This is a genomic window from Polyangium fumosum, from assembly GCF_005144585.1.
Taxonomy (GTDB): Bacteria; Myxococcota_A; Polyangia; order Polyangiales; family Polyangiaceae; genus Polyangium; species Polyangium fumosum.
Genome location: NZ_SSMQ01000006.1, coordinates 237876 through 250941 on the forward strand (window position 1 = coordinate 237876; position 13066 = coordinate 250941).

11 protein-coding genes are annotated in these 13066 nt (G+C 67.3%); 6 read left to right on the plus strand and 5 right to left on the minus strand.

Features of this window, described 5'->3' with window-relative positions; translation table 11 throughout:
• Positions 1-11 precede the first annotated feature (11 nt).
• Positions 12-563, minus strand: coding sequence for a hypothetical protein (locus E8A74_RS08470; RefSeq protein ID WP_136928430.1), 552 nt, complete (start codon positions 561-563; stop codon positions 12-14).
• A 313-nt stretch (positions 564-876) separates the two neighbouring features.
• On the opposite strand from E8A74_RS08470, the gene E8A74_RS08475 reads away from it, so the two are divergent.
• The 3 genes from E8A74_RS08475 to E8A74_RS08485 are packed head-to-tail and all read left to right on the plus strand — an operon-like array spanning position 877 to position 4198.
• Positions 877-1998: a PEGA domain-containing protein gene (locus E8A74_RS08475; RefSeq protein ID WP_136928431.1), complete on the plus strand. Its 1122-nt coding sequence runs from the start codon at positions 877-879 to the stop codon at positions 1996-1998.
• A gap of 19 nt (positions 1999-2017) precedes the next feature.
• On the plus strand, positions 2018-3139 hold the full coding sequence (locus tag E8A74_RS08480; RefSeq protein WP_136928432.1) for a hypothetical protein: 1122 nt from the start codon (positions 2018-2020) through the stop codon (positions 3137-3139).
• A 30-nt stretch (positions 3140-3169) separates the two neighbouring features.
• Positions 3170-4198, plus strand: a complete 1029-nt coding sequence (locus E8A74_RS08485) for a hypothetical protein (protein ID WP_136928433.1) — start codon at positions 3170-3172, stop codon at positions 4196-4198.
• Here the strand turns inward: E8A74_RS08485 and E8A74_RS08490 are convergent, their stop codons facing one another.
• Positions 4199-6181, minus strand: a complete 1983-nt coding sequence (locus tag E8A74_RS08490; protein WP_136928434.1) for a hypothetical protein — start codon at positions 6179-6181, stop codon at positions 4199-4201.
• A gap of 104 nt (positions 6182-6285) precedes the next feature.
• On the opposite strand from E8A74_RS08490, the gene E8A74_RS08495 reads away from it, so the two are divergent.
• The gene (locus E8A74_RS08495) at positions 6286-6606 is read left to right on the plus strand and encodes a transcriptional regulator (protein ID WP_232379442.1); all 321 of its coding nucleotides are present in this window, start codon (positions 6286-6288) and stop codon (positions 6604-6606) included.
• A gap of 1 nt (position 6607) precedes the next feature.
• Here E8A74_RS08495 and E8A74_RS08500 read toward each other — a convergent pair whose 3' ends face one another.
• Entirely contained in the window at positions 6608-9067 is a 2460-nt protein-coding gene (locus E8A74_RS08500; protein ID WP_136928436.1) for a pentapeptide repeat-containing protein, read from the minus strand.
• Positions 9068-9121: 54 nt separating this feature from the next.
• Between E8A74_RS08500 and E8A74_RS08505 the strand changes: the two genes are divergently transcribed.
• Positions 9122-9940 carry a hypothetical protein gene (locus E8A74_RS08505; RefSeq protein WP_136928437.1) on the plus strand — a complete coding sequence of 273 codons (819 nt, stop codon included), beginning with the start codon at positions 9122-9124 and terminating at the stop codon, positions 9938-9940.
• 6 nt (positions 9941-9946) lie between these two features.
• Here the strand turns inward: E8A74_RS08505 and E8A74_RS08510 are convergent, their stop codons facing one another.
• Both E8A74_RS08510 and E8A74_RS08515 read right to left on the minus strand, forming a co-directional pair.
• A complete protein-coding gene (locus tag E8A74_RS08510; protein WP_136928481.1) occupies positions 9947-10756 on the minus strand; it encodes an MXAN_2562 family outer membrane beta-barrel protein in 810 nt (269 codons plus the stop codon).
• Positions 10756-11898, minus strand: coding sequence for a hypothetical protein (locus tag E8A74_RS08515; protein WP_136928438.1), 1143 nt, complete (start codon positions 11896-11898; stop codon positions 10756-10758). Before E8A74_RS08515 ends, E8A74_RS08510 begins: the two co-directional genes overlap by 1 nt.
• A 249-nt stretch (positions 11899-12147) precedes the next feature.
• On the opposite strand from E8A74_RS08515, the gene E8A74_RS08520 reads away from it, so the two are divergent.
• On the plus strand, positions 12148-13047 hold the full coding sequence (locus tag E8A74_RS08520; protein WP_136928439.1) for a 1,4-dihydroxy-2-naphthoyl-CoA synthase: 900 nt from the start codon (positions 12148-12150) through the stop codon (positions 13045-13047).
• Positions 13048-13066 lie beyond the last annotated feature (19 nt).

Here is a 13066-nt window from a genome sequence, read left to right on the forward strand (position 1 = left end):
CGCCCGTCGGTTCAGCGCATCGCCCCTTCGGCTTGCGCTTGCTTCGGCGCGGCCGGTTTCGGCTGGTTCCCTGCGGCGAGCGCCGGGAAATCGACCTGCAACGTCACGCCGCCCTCCGTCTCGACGAGCTTGTAGCTCGGCGTGCTCGGCTGCTTGAGCTCGATCACGAGATCCACGTCGCCGTCATCGAGCTCGGCGAGCCGCACGCGACCCACGGGCGTCGGGAAAAACATCGTCTCCAGCGGCAAGCGATTCGTCCGCGTGGGCACCACGACGCCCTTCATGCGGTACGCGATCCGCCCTTCGGCCTTGTGCTCGGTGATGTCGACCTTCTGGCTGATCTCGACCGACACGCGGCTCACGCCGCCCGCGAGGAGCTGAAACCCCGGCGAGTTCGCGACGGGCGCCTTCGGATCCCGCTTCTTCGCCTTCTTCGCCTTCCGGGCCTTCTTCACGGGCGCCTGGGCGGCGGCAGGAGGCGCGGGCTTCGGGGGCGACGCCTCGGCCCAGGCGAACGAGCCGATCAAAAGGCCGGCGAGCGCGAACGGGAGCGAGCGGCGCATCCGGCGATTGGAACATGGTCCCGCACCGGGAGCTAGTTTCCCGTCGGGTCAGCGGGAGGACGAAGCCGAGCGCGACCGGAATGCGAGCCTGAGCGCAGGTCCCCGGGGGTGGAAATTCATTTGGTCCACAAATGATGTCGGCTCGATTCCGACCCTCTCGAACTTCCGCGGGGTGACCCACCTTCGGTCTCCGCGAGGGGCGCGGGCCCTGGCCGCCCCGGCGCCGGGGGACGCGCCCGGATCGAAACTTTACGCTTGAGGGAAAGGCCTCTTGTTTGGTCCAATGCGCGCCGAAGCAAGGAGCGCAGGGTCGATGACGATGCGACGAGGGCGATGGTGGGCAGCAGGCCTGCTCGTGACGGGCATTTGGACCAGCACGCCCGCCGCGTGGGCGCAGGGCGCCCCGGGCAAACCGGCGACGCCGGACAAAGGCGCCGCGGCGCCCGCGACCCCGACGCCGGCCCCGTCGCCGGCGGACGCCGACAAGGAGTCGGTGCGCCTGTTCGAGGACGCGAAGAAGGCGCACAAGGCCTTCCAGTGGGACAAGGCGCGGGACGCGGCGCTCGCCGCGTTCAAGCTGAAGCCCGATCCCGCCTACGGCCTGATCCTCGGCCAGTCGGAGCTGCAGACGGGCAAGCCGCGCGACGCGGCCGAGCACCTCGAGCTTTTCGTGCGCGAGGCGAAGTCGGCGACGTCGATCGAGAAGCAGGCGGCGCAGAAGCTGCTCGACGAGGCGAAGGGCAAGCTCGGGACGCTCGTCATCCACGCGAACGTCGAGGGTGCGGACGTGGTCGTCGACGGGCGCGCGGTGGGCCGCACGCCGCTCGCGGCGCCGGTCTTCGTCGATCCGGGCAGCCACGAGATCGAGGTGAAGAAGTTCGGCTTCGACCCGGGCAAGGAGCTGCTCGCGGTGGCGCCGGCGACCGAGAGCGAGATGGAGTTCGCGCTGGCGCCGCTGGCCGCCGAGCCGGACAAGCCGGAGCCGGAGAAGAAGCCGAAAGAGGAGCCGAAGCCGCCGCCCCTGCCCTCGCCGAAGTGGCGCACGTACGGGATGATCGGCGGCGCGGGGCTGACGGTGATCGGGCTCGGGCTCGGCGTGGGTCTGACGATGATGGCGAACAGCAAGAGTGACGAGGCGGATCAGCAGCTCATGATCCTGCGGCAGACCACGCCGACGACGTCGGGCCTGTGCGGCGCGGGCGGGTTCGTCCCGAATGCGGCGGGATGCGCGAAGCTGAAGGACACGCTCTCGTCGCAGGACGCGGCCGCAAACGGCGCGATCGCGGGGTACGTGATTGGCGGCGTGGCGGCGATCGGCACGCTGGGGTTGTTTTTGCTGCCGCGCACGCCACTCGGCCGGAAGCTGATGGGTGTGAACGTCGTCCCGGTCCTCGGCGCAGGCCAGACGGGCGGCATGGTGGTCGGCTCGTTCTGAGGGAATGGAGGACCGGGACATGCGGCGAACGAATCGCGCGACGTGGATTTTGCTCGTGCCCATGGCGGTGCTCGGCCTGATGCAGGGCCCAGGCTGCTCGAACGAGGCGGAGGACATCGACCGCAACGGCGAGAACACGGCGTTGAAGGGCGAGTGCAAGCTGGCGGCGGACGACGGCGACCCGTGCACGGTGGAGGGCTGCGAGGGCCAACCGAACGCGCACGTGAAGGTGGCGGGCCTGCCCTGCGGGACGAACAACGCGTTGAAATGCAACGCGAACGGCCAATGCACCGGGTGCACGAGCCCGGATCAATGCGGAGAATCGACGGACTGCGCGCCGTACGCGTGCAACAGCGGCGTCTGCACCCTGACGTTCACGCCGTCGGGCACGCCGGTGCCTGCGCAGGTGCCTGGCGATTGCCAGCAGATCCAATGCGACGGCAACGGCGAGGAGACGACGGCGAACGACAACAGCGACGTGCCGTCGACGGCGTGTCAGCTCTCGTCGTGCGTGGGCGGGACGCCGATGAGCATGCCGGCGGCGCAGGGGACGCCTTGCAGCGTGGGGAACGGGAAGAGCTGCGACGGCGAGGGGAATTGCGTCGAGTGCAATACGGATGCGGATTGTGGGCAGAACGGCATCTTCTGCGACGTCAAGTCGAATACATGCTTCCGCTGCACCGATGGGATCAAGAACGGGGACGAGACGGATATCGATTGCGGCGGGATCCGGTGCGGAAAGTGTGCATTGGGATTGGGCTGCGGGATTGCGGGCGATTGCATCTCGAATTTTTGTGCGGATGAGGTCTGCTGCAGTTCTGCGTGTTCCGTCGCCTGTTTCGCGTGCGACATTCCCGGTTCCGCGGGCGAATGCACAGCAATCGACAAATACGGCGAGGACTTTTCCTACGGCATGGGGATGTCGTGCTTGAACTCCAACGGCCAAGCTTGCAGCGCCGGCGCGGCTTGCCTCCAAGCACTTGGAACGTCGTGCATGGGTCCTGACAACTGCGCAAGCCTCCGATGCGCCGACCCGGATGGAAACGGGCAAAAGACCTGTGTCAAAGCCCCTGGAGACACCTGCGCACAGAATGTCGAATGCGCGAGCAACAATTGCTCGAACGGAATGTGCGCCCCGTAAAATAAACGACGCCCCTGGAGGGTCCCACCCATGTACCCCATCCGGATCCCGCTGGCCCTTCTCCTCGCCGGCACGATCGTCGGATGCAGCGTCGCTCTCAGCCTCGACGACTACGAGAAGGTCTGCGACGACGCTGATTGTCGTACGTGCGCCAGTGCCGCAGACTGCGGCGCCCCCCCACTGTGCACTGTCTGGACGTGTGAAGCGAACGTCTGCCAGCAACGTCCGGCAGCGCCGCGGAGCCCCTGCCCGCTTGGCGTCTGCGACGGCGACGGCGCGTGTGTGGGTTGCATCAACGCCGACGACTGTGGCGAATCAACCGAGTGCGGGCAGTGGATCTGCGGCGCTCGGATTTGCACCCGTACGTTCACGGCTGCCGGGACACCTCTGTCGATGCAGCCCAACGACTGCCAGACCTCGCAGTGTGACGGCAAGGGCAACACTTCCACGGTGTTCGACCTTCAAGGCACCGCGTGCGCGACGAACGGCGGCAAAGTCTGCGATGGGACAGGTTCATGCGTCGAGTGTAGGTCGAATGCAGATTGCACGGCGCCCGGCAGTTTCTGTGACGTCCCATCACAGACGTGCTTTCGCTGCAACGACAGCCAAAAGAACGGCGACGAGACGGACACCGATTGCGGGGGGCAGTACTGCGCTCAGTGCGCGCCAGGGAAAGCCTGCACCAAAGGCGGCGACTGCGTCTCGAACTTCTGCGTCGACGGCGTCTGCTGCAACAGCTCCTGCACCGAGCCCTGCAAGGCATGCAACCTCATTGGCAGCGTGGGCTTGTGTGACGCGATTCCGAAGTACGGGGAAGATCTCTCCTACGGCAACGGGCAAACCTGCCTCCACGCGAACAACCTTGCATGCACGGGGTTGGGAAGTTGTGAGAGCACGCTGGGGTCACCTTGCGTCGTCAACGGCGACTGTGCGAGCATTCACTGCGCGGATCCCGACGAAAACGGCCAGAAGACCTGCGTCAAAGGTCCCGGCGACCCCTGCATTCAACCCACAGAATGTTACAACAACATGTGCGCCAGCGGAATTTGTCCGCCCTGATCACTCCGGATCACACGCCCCCTCGCAGAACGCCTTGATCACCCCCGTCCGGAAAAACTCATGGCTCTGCGAATAAGCCGCATCGAGCCCCCGCACCTTCCCGTGGGGATCCTCATCCCCCTTCGGCGGCGTATTCGTCTTCGGCGCCTCGGGCAAACCGAAATCGTACTCCACGATCGCCGCCCCTGACAGCGGCGCGGGTGCCTCGTCCACGCCCCAGATCGTCCGGTTCACCGGCGTGAGGTTCTTCGCGCCCACCGCCCGCGCCAGGATGTGCGCGCCGAGCGGCGTCACCTGGTAGTCTCCGATCGCCACGTGAATCAAGAGATCATGCGCAGGCGTCCCCGGCAGCATGTTTTCGCGGATGTACGGCGCGTATCCGCTCGGCTCCGTCCGATCCCACAACATCTGCATCAGCCCCTCCACGAGTTGGATGTTCCGGCCCGTCCCGTAGGCGCCCTTCAGGAACAGGAAAAACGGCGCGAAATCGGTGCTCCGATCCAGGAGCATCGTGTAGGGCATTCCCGGCACGCTCAGGAGCCCACGCGTCACGTCCGTCGAGAGCGCCATGTACGTCGTCCCGAAGATCCCGCCCTGGCTGTCGCCCCGATAGAATCGCTGCGTCGGGTCGATCACGCTCTCGCCGTTCACCTGCAGGAGCGGCTCGTTCACGAAACGACCCGACATCATTCGCATCGCCAGCAGGCTGTTCAGGATGCCCTGATGCTGCCGGTCCACGCTCTTCCGGAAGCCCCCTGCGTCCGTCACCAGCGCGTCCGTGATGCTCGGCACGTCCTCGCTGGCCATACCCACGAGATCCACGGAGAAAGCCACGTAACCGTGCCGATTCGCGAGCTCCCCGAGGTATCCGTCGCCCCCCTCGAACTTCGAGCCGAGCAGGCCGTGCCCATTCTGGATCAGCGCGAGCTTTTGCCCCTGCTTCGCCGCGTGCGGCACGTGCACCACGAATTCGTATTCGGCAAAGCCGTTCTGCTTCGGCAAACCATCGTCCCCCCGCACGAGCGACGACCCCGGCCCCGGCGCCTCCAGGTAAAGCGGCACCGTCATCATGCCCACGAGCCGCTTCCAGATGCGCGGGTTTTCCGCCTCCGTGAACTCCTCCGTGCTCGTCAGCTTATACTCCGGCCCCTCCGCGCCCACCTTCATGAGCGCGTCGTCCCGCATCGCCACGAGCGCGGCCGTGTTGTTCTCGCGGCTCGCCGTGGTGAAATCCCACGCGATCTGAAGATCCTTTCGCGAGATCCCCGCTTTCTCCAGCCGCGCGAAGATATCGTCGTATAGCCCGCGCCGCGCATCGACCGAGGGATCACACGACGCCGCCCCGTCCCGGAGCGCCTGAAACGCCGGCGACGCTGCGATCGGCTTGCCGCTCGTGTCCACCACGTTTCGAATCGCCACGATGTACCGCCGCGCGTCCGCGAGGCGCACGACCGGCCGCACCAGGAATGCTCGCTCCTCGTCCGCCTCCGCCACGAGGCTCCGATCGAGCTCCGAGAAATGCGGCACCCGCTCGCCCGTCTCCGCATCCAGGATCACGGTCGGCGACGCGTCCGAAAGCGAGAGCTCGATCGAATCCTGCGTCGGCAATCCCGTGATCGTCGCGCCAGGCAGGTGCGTCAGCGCCGGTTGCCCCGGGGAAAACCCGTCGCTCGACGCCCACCATTCTGGATCCATCGGCCCGCGGCCCGCCGCGACCGGGAGCGTCGCCGCCCCGAACGCCACGCGTTTTCCCGTCGGTTTGCTCGTTTCGTCCGTGAGCCACACGTTCGAGGGGAACGGATAACCACATTGCGTCGGGACGAGCGGATCACAATCGGCCCCGAGCAGCTTCGGCGCGCCCGCGGGCGGCGTGACGGTCTCACAAACGAGCGGATCCTCGGCGTTCGAGGAACATGCGGCCGAGCCGAGCCCGAGGCCCACGCCGATCACGGCCCGGACGAGGAAGGAGAGCGAGCGCTTCATCGGCCCTACTCTATCAGGAAATCACGGCGTCTCGGCATTTCCTCGGCGCCCGCCCTGCGGAGGGCCGTGCCTTCCGTGCGCTCTTCCTGTAGAATTGTCGTATCATGAAGGAAAAGGAGCCGCCCGTCCCCAAAGAGCGCGCCGAGACCACGCGGCAGGCGCTCCTCGAAGCATTACGATCCGGGCGATCCACGGCGCGCGCGCTCTCCGTCACGCTCGGGCTGCGCGAGAAAGACGTGCTCGCCCACCTCGAACACGTCGCCCGCTCGCTCGCCGGGCAGGGCAGCGCCCTCGGCGTGAGCCCCGCGACCTGCCTCGGCTGTGGGTATGTCTTCGAGGATCGACGCGCGTTCGGGCGCCCGAGCCGCTGCCCCCGTTGCAAAGGCGAGCGAATCGAAGCGCCCAAATTTTTCGTCGAGCCCTGAATCAGACGATCACGCCGTCGAGCTTCGCGCCGGGGAAACGCGCGCCGACGAGCTTCGCGCCCGTGAAGTCCGCGCCCCGCAGATCGGCGCACTCGAAGTCGGCGCCCGAGAGATCCGCGTCGCGAAAGCTCGCGCCCGTGAAGTCCGTGCGCGAAAAATCCGACCTCGCGAGGTTCGCGCCGTCGAAACGCGCGCCGGCCATGAACGCGTCGGTGTAATTGCCGTGGGAGAGGTTCGCGCCGGAGAAATCCACCTTCTCCGCGATCATGCTGCAGCCGCTCGCCCAGGGCAGGTGCGCCTTTTTCGCGTCGAAGTCGGGCGGGAGCTTTTGCCTTTGCAAGCTCGCCTGATCGTCCCGTTTGCCCTCGGACGCGCCGGCATACACGGCCAATACCATACCACTCGCCTCCAGCGAATGGAACACGCCGCCCGCGCCGCCGGCATCCAGGAATTTTTTGTGTTTGGCGAGGAGCTTCTTCCACCGCTCCTTCGTCATGGCCTCACTCGACGCCGCGACGCTGCGCATGAGGCCATGCTCGAGGTTTCCCGTGGGCGCGCCGGGCTGATCGGAGAGCGGGAACAGCCGCGCGAGATCGGCCGCGTCCCTTCGAGGCGGCGCCTTCGCGGGCTTCGCCTCGGTTGCCTCGGCCTTCGCGGCCGGCGCCGTCTTTCCCTCTTTCAAAGCGACGAGCACGTCCTCCGCGAGCACCTTGACGCCGAGCTGCTCGGCCTTCGCCAGCTTGCTCCCGGCCTTGGCCCCTGCAATCAAGTAATCGGTCTTCTTCCCGACCGAATCCGAGAGCACCGCGCCGTGCGCCACCAGCAGCTTCTCGGCCTCGGCGCGCATCATCGTCCCCAGCGTGCCCGTCAGCACGACGGTCTTGCCCTTGAAATCGACGACCGGCCCGACCGACGCACCCGGGCTCCCCGGCTGCAGCGCAATCGGCTCGATCTGCAAGAAATGGGGCAGATCCGCATTGAGCGGCGTCGTCTGCGTTGCCGCGGCGAGGTCCTCGGCCCGCACGATCGAGAGCCCCATCGCCGTCGCGATGAACACGTCCCCCTCGTGAGAAAGACACACGTAGGGGACCCATATCCTCTCCTCGCGAAGCGCCTCGCAGGTATTCTCGAAAACGAAGCACCGCGGCGCCTCGCCCTCCCCAAACCGGAGGACGTGCGCCGCACTCGTGACGAGAAGCGAGGCGCCGTTGTTCGTGACGACCCCCTCCCAAACCCCCTCGGGGGCCAGATTCTGCGCGATCGGGCAAGGCGTCGCGCTCGGGGTGGTCGCGGCGATGCGGACGACGGCTCCGAGGGTGGGAATGACCCAGGCCGAGCCGTCCGGGAGCGGAATCACATGCCGGAGGCTGCCGATGCCCTGCCGACCGCCCAGTTTGTCGAGGGTTCCATCCGGACGAACCCTCCACACGTAGCGGAGGCCGGTCGCCCATATCGTGCCGTCCTCGCCGGCACGCACGGAGCGAATGTCCTCGCCCTCGAGGTCCGGATGGACGAGCGACCACGACCCTCCCGCCTCCTTGCGGACGAAAAGCCCGTCCTTTCCTCCGGCCAAGACCCGCCCATCCGGCGTGATCGCAACGCCGACCGCGCTCTTGATCCCGTGCTTGGCCCCGAACCGTGTCACCTCGCCCGAGCGCTCGCGCAGGAGCAATCCCTTGGCCGTGCCGATCCAGAGGTTCCCCGCGCCGTCCACGGCCATCGATTTCGCGACGGCGCCCCCGCTCACCGCGCCGACCTCGAACACCGGCGTGACCTCACCATTCCGCGACACCGCGGCGAGCAAGAGCGGGGTGAGCACGTACACGCCGCCCTCGGCGCGGGGCGCGAGGCCAATCGCAGATTCCAGCGACGTTCCGAGGACAAACGAGCGGCGAACCGGGAACACCTGCGCGAACCGCCGGCGTTTCGTCCTCGGATCGTCTTCACATTCCCGCCAGGTCGGCCCACTCCATGCGCGCGACGCGAAAAACCCGAGCTTCGAGATGTTCGGCGCATACCGCTTCGGCAAGAACGCGACGAACTCCGCCGTATCCCCGATCGGATTGCGATTGCGCCCACTGCCGCTCTGCTTCGCCTGCACCTCCACCACGAAGACGGGGAGCTTTTTCTTCCTGTCGAACTCGAGGTTCATCTTCCAGAGGGTCTTGTTCTCCCGGGCGAGAGGCGTGAGCTCGTAGCCGAACGTCTCGCCCGCGGGCGCCTCGCATGCCAGCACGGCCTCGTCGAAGAGCCGGACCACGAAGCCGTGATCCCAGGAGACCGGCGCGTCCGGGTGAATGCTCTTCACGTGAAATCGTGCCTCGACGAAAGGCCCGGCCTCGTCGAAGAAGCTCGCCGCCGTCTCGATGTTCGGCCCGAACGCGAGGGCGCGCCGCTCGGCCTCGTCGCGCGTCCACTCCCGGTACGATCGAACGCTCACGTCGTAGAGATCGCTGCCCACGAAAATCCGTTCCCCCAGCACGCGCGCGGCGTCAAGCTGTAGACTCGATCCATCGTGCGACGCTCCTTCCTCCTCTCCGCGCTCACGACCGCCGCCACGGCCTGCGGCTCACCCGCGCCCCCCGCGCCAAGCTCGCCGCAGGTTCGCGTGGCGCCCGAGGTCCTCCCGAGCGCCTCCGCCGCCGCGGATCCCGGCCCCGAGGCCACGTCTCCGGACACCGCGTGCCCGCCCGACAAGGCCGAGGACGACCCTGCCTGCGTCTATGCCGCGATCGTGAAGAGGATTCCGCGGCGGCTCGATATCGATCGGGCCATCGAGCCTTATGCCGGCAACCTCATCGAGGTCAAGAAGGCGTACGACGACGATTTCGCCCTCGCCCACACGCTCAGCGGCGAACTCGAGCCGCTCGCGGCGCGCGCGGAGCCCCGCGTCCTTTCCATCCGCGCACGCATTCAGCAAGCCGCCCTCCACGACGTCGTGCGCCAGCGCCTCGCGGGCGCCGAGCCGCCGCGCGTGAACCTCTACAGCGACAAGGAGGAAGATTTGCTCACCAAGGCCGCGACGAGCGGGAATCCAAACCTCATCTCCATGTCGGAGGAGCTCCGCCGCAGGCGCGAGGAGATGTTCCAAGCCGCGCGGGAAAACTGGCTCCAGGAGGCCGAGGGCCCCCTCGTCCGCCATTACGCAGATGCCTTGCTCCGCGCGAGGGCCTGGTCCCTCGAGACGCCTGAGATTGGCCGCGCCCGAGCGCGTTTCCGCCATTGGTCCGAGCTCCTCGGCGACGCCAAGATCAAGGCGTACACCGAGGGGCTCGTCGATCCCGCGAACGGAACACCGTTCACCTATACGCCCGGGGCCCTCGAAACCCCTTGAGGCGGTTCACATCTCGAATGTGAGACCCACGGTCCAGGTCGAGGTGCCGACCTTCATCTGATTCGCGCCGAGGCCGAGGTTGTGGTTCGTCCACTCGCCGAAGATGTGCACATGGTTGATCCCCGACTCTTGATCGAGCGCGGCCATGGAGCGGCGTCCGAGCCAATCGAGCGCGAGCATGCCGCCGACCGCCCAGTGCACGCCGTAGCTCAATCCGATGCCCTTGATCGCGTCGTCGTCGGTCCCGACCTCAGCCGTCTCCTCGCCGACGTCGACCCACCAGAGGCCCGTGCCGAAGCCGATCTTGCCATAAGGAATGAGCGGGATCCCCGTGCGGCGAAAGAGCTCGTCGAGGCGGAGCACGGCCGAGACGTGCATCGGGAGGATGGTGAGCGAGGTCTCGCCGACGCGCCGATCGTCGTAATAATAGGCGCCATCGGCCGCGTCGTACGTCCCCTCGCGGAACGCCTTGCCCGTCGCGGAGGTGTAGCCGAGGCCGACCCCGGGGCCGAGGGATCCGACGAAGGGAATGCGCAGCGCTTGCCAATCGAACTCGGCGCCGAAATGGAACCGGCCCTTGTCGCCGAAGAACTTGCTGTATGGGCCGGTGCCGCCGAACTCCTCGTCGACGGCCGGATAATACAGGCCGAAGCGGATCTCGAGGGCGAACCGCTGGGGGCTGCCTTGCTGCACGCTGCCGCGTTCGCTTTGCCGCCAGTTCGAATCGCGGATCCGCCTCGTTTGCGCCTCCGCGCCCTCGGCCGCGAAGAGCGCCGCGATCCCGACGAGCGCCGATACGAGCATCCTTGTCCGCATCACGACGCCCCCTCGTTCCCCGCGCTGCGCCCGCGTCTCTCCGTTCGCCTGCACCGACGCAGCCCGAGCGCGACCGCGCAGGCGGCGAGCGCACCGCCGAAGAGCCCCGCGGTTCGGGACGCAGGCAACGCCGAGACGGAGCACAAGCCGCCGCCCGTGCCGCCGAGATCACGGTAGACCTCGAAGAAATCGTCGACCGGAATGGGCGCCACGCATTGCACGTCCGACAGCGGCCCGACATTGCCGCGCGTATCCGTCGCCGCCACGGCGATCGCGTATTCGACGCCATTCTCCAGATCCTTGACGATATTCGATTCGCTGCAAGGCTCCCACGCGGGATCGGGGCGCTGCCCCGCCACGAACGGGCTCGTGCACGTCGCGCCGCCGCTCCCGCCTGCGCCACCGCTCCCGCCTGCGCCACCGCTCCCGCCCGCGCCGCCGCTCCCGCCTGCGCCACCGCTGCCGGTCTCCCCTCCAGGGATGAGGACGTTTCCTTTGGCGCAGTACACGGCAACGCCCGCGTAATCGGTGTCCAAGGGGCGCTTGTACACGACTTCAAAACTCCCGTCGCCCTGCGTCACGGACACCTCCGTGGGCATGCCGGGCCCCCAGAGGTCGAGCTTCGAGCTCGTCCATTTCACGTTGCTGACCACGGATCCGCTGCCGAAGAGCATGAAAAACACCGTGATCGCCTTCTCCGCCCCCGTGACGTTTTTCTCTGCGCACGCCTTGACGTCGGGGTCCGGATCGACGGCCACCATGTCCCCCGCCGTCATCACGACCTGCCCCGTGTTGTTCACCGGGTTCGCCTGCGGGATCTCCGATGGATTGAGCTTGAAGCATTGCGCCGTGGGGCCCGTCCGTTGCATCGGATCCGTGCAATCGATCCCCGCCGTCGTCGTCCCCCATACCTCGAACGAATACGAGCTCGTGAACCCCGTGAACGTGAGGTTGAAGGTGAAGGTCTCGTCGGGGTTCAGGCACTCCTCTCGGTTGATGTCCCACTGGGTCGTGAGGCGTAGCGACGCGGGGCTCCGGATGACCGGCTGCTGCGTCTGGAGCGCCACTGTCTGCGCCTCCGCCGCGCCGCTCGTCAGCCACCCCGCCGCGACCCATAACGCCGTCCATGCGCCTCGCAACACGCGCCGCCTCCCGAACGAAGGTCCCCGAAGACCCGACGAACCTGTATCCATCCTGCGTGTTTGAGCACAGCTCGTGCCACGGGGCAAATCCTGCGGCGCGAGGCCGATTCCATCCGGACGGAGCCCGCCGCGCGTGACGAGTTGGCCGGACGGATGGGGCGCGCGTGACAAGTTGGCAACGCGCACGAGCGCCTGTGGCGGATGCCGCGGGGGGCGTGTAGGGTCGCGGCCGCGAGGAGGCTCGATTCCATGACCGTCTCAGCGATCTTCGATCCCGCGCGCTGGCGCGAGGTGCCGGGTTTTTCGTTCACGGACATCACCTACCACCGCGCCGTGGACCAGGGCACCGTGCGTATCGCGTTCCATCGGCCCGAGGTGCGCAACGCGTTTCGGCCGAAGACGGTGGACGAGCTGTACACGGCGCTCGAGCACGCGCGGACCACGGCGGACGTGGGCTGCGTGCTCATCACGGGCAACGGCCCCTCGCCGAAGGACGGCGGCTGGGCCTTCTGTTCGGGCGGCGATCAACGAATTCGCGGCAAGGACGGGTACAAATACGAGGGCGACGAGGCCGGCGAGGTCGACGCGGCGCGCCTCGGGCGGTTGCACATCCTGGAAGTGCAGCGGCTCATTCGTTTCATGCCGAAGGTCGTGATCGCGGTCGTGCCGGGCTGGGCGGTCGGGGGCGGGCACAGCTTGCACGTCGTCTGCGACATGACGCTCGCGAGCCGGGAGCACGCGCGGTTCAAGCAGACGGATCCCGACGTGGCGAGCTTCGACAGCGGCTACGGATCGGCGCTCCTGGCGCGGCAGATCGGCCAGAAGAAGGCGCGGGAGATCTTCTTCCTCGGCCTCGATTACACCGCAGAGCAGGCCGCGGCGATGGGGATGGTGAACGCCGTCGTGCCGCACGAGGACCTGGAGAAGGTGGCGCTCGAATGGGGCGCGCTCATCAACGGCAAGAGCCCGACCGCGATGCGAATGCTGAAATACGGCTTCAACCTCCCCGACGAGGGCCTCGTGGGGCAGCAGCTCTTCGCCGGCGAGGCGACGCGGCTCGCCTACGGCACCGACGAGGCCGAAGAAGGCCGCGACGCGTTCCTGGAAAAGCGCAAACCCGATTACAAGCGCTTCCCCTGGCATTATTGAAGCCACGGCGCGCCCGTTC

What these genes read in the sequence shown, in the direction of transcription:
- E8A74_RS08495 (WP_232379442.1), top strand. Translation starts at nt 6,286, where the DNA reads ATGAAGGAAAAGGAGCCGCCCGTCCCCAAAGAGCGCGCCGAGACCACG.
- E8A74_RS08520 (WP_136928439.1), top strand. Translation starts at nt 12,148, where the DNA reads ATGACCGTCTCAGCGATCTTCGATCCCGCGCGCTGGCGCGAGGTGCCG.
- E8A74_RS08470 (WP_136928430.1), bottom strand. Translation starts at nt 563, where the DNA reads ATGCGCCGCTCGCTCCCGTTCGCGCTCGCCGGCCTTTTGATCGGCTCG.
- E8A74_RS08490 (WP_136928434.1), bottom strand. Translation starts at nt 6,181, where the DNA reads ATGAAGCGCTCGCTCTCCTTCCTCGTCCGGGCCGTGATCGGCGTGGGC.
- E8A74_RS08475 (WP_136928431.1), top strand. Translation starts at nt 877, where the DNA reads ATGACGATGCGACGAGGGCGATGGTGGGCAGCAGGCCTGCTCGTGACG.
- E8A74_RS08480 (WP_136928432.1), top strand. Translation starts at nt 2,018, where the DNA reads ATGCGGCGAACGAATCGCGCGACGTGGATTTTGCTCGTGCCCATGGCG.
- E8A74_RS08485 (WP_136928433.1), top strand. Translation starts at nt 3,170, where the DNA reads ATGTACCCCATCCGGATCCCGCTGGCCCTTCTCCTCGCCGGCACGATC.
- E8A74_RS08510 (WP_136928481.1), bottom strand. Translation starts at nt 10,756, where the DNA reads ATGCGGACAAGGATGCTCGTATCGGCGCTCGTCGGGATCGCGGCGCTC.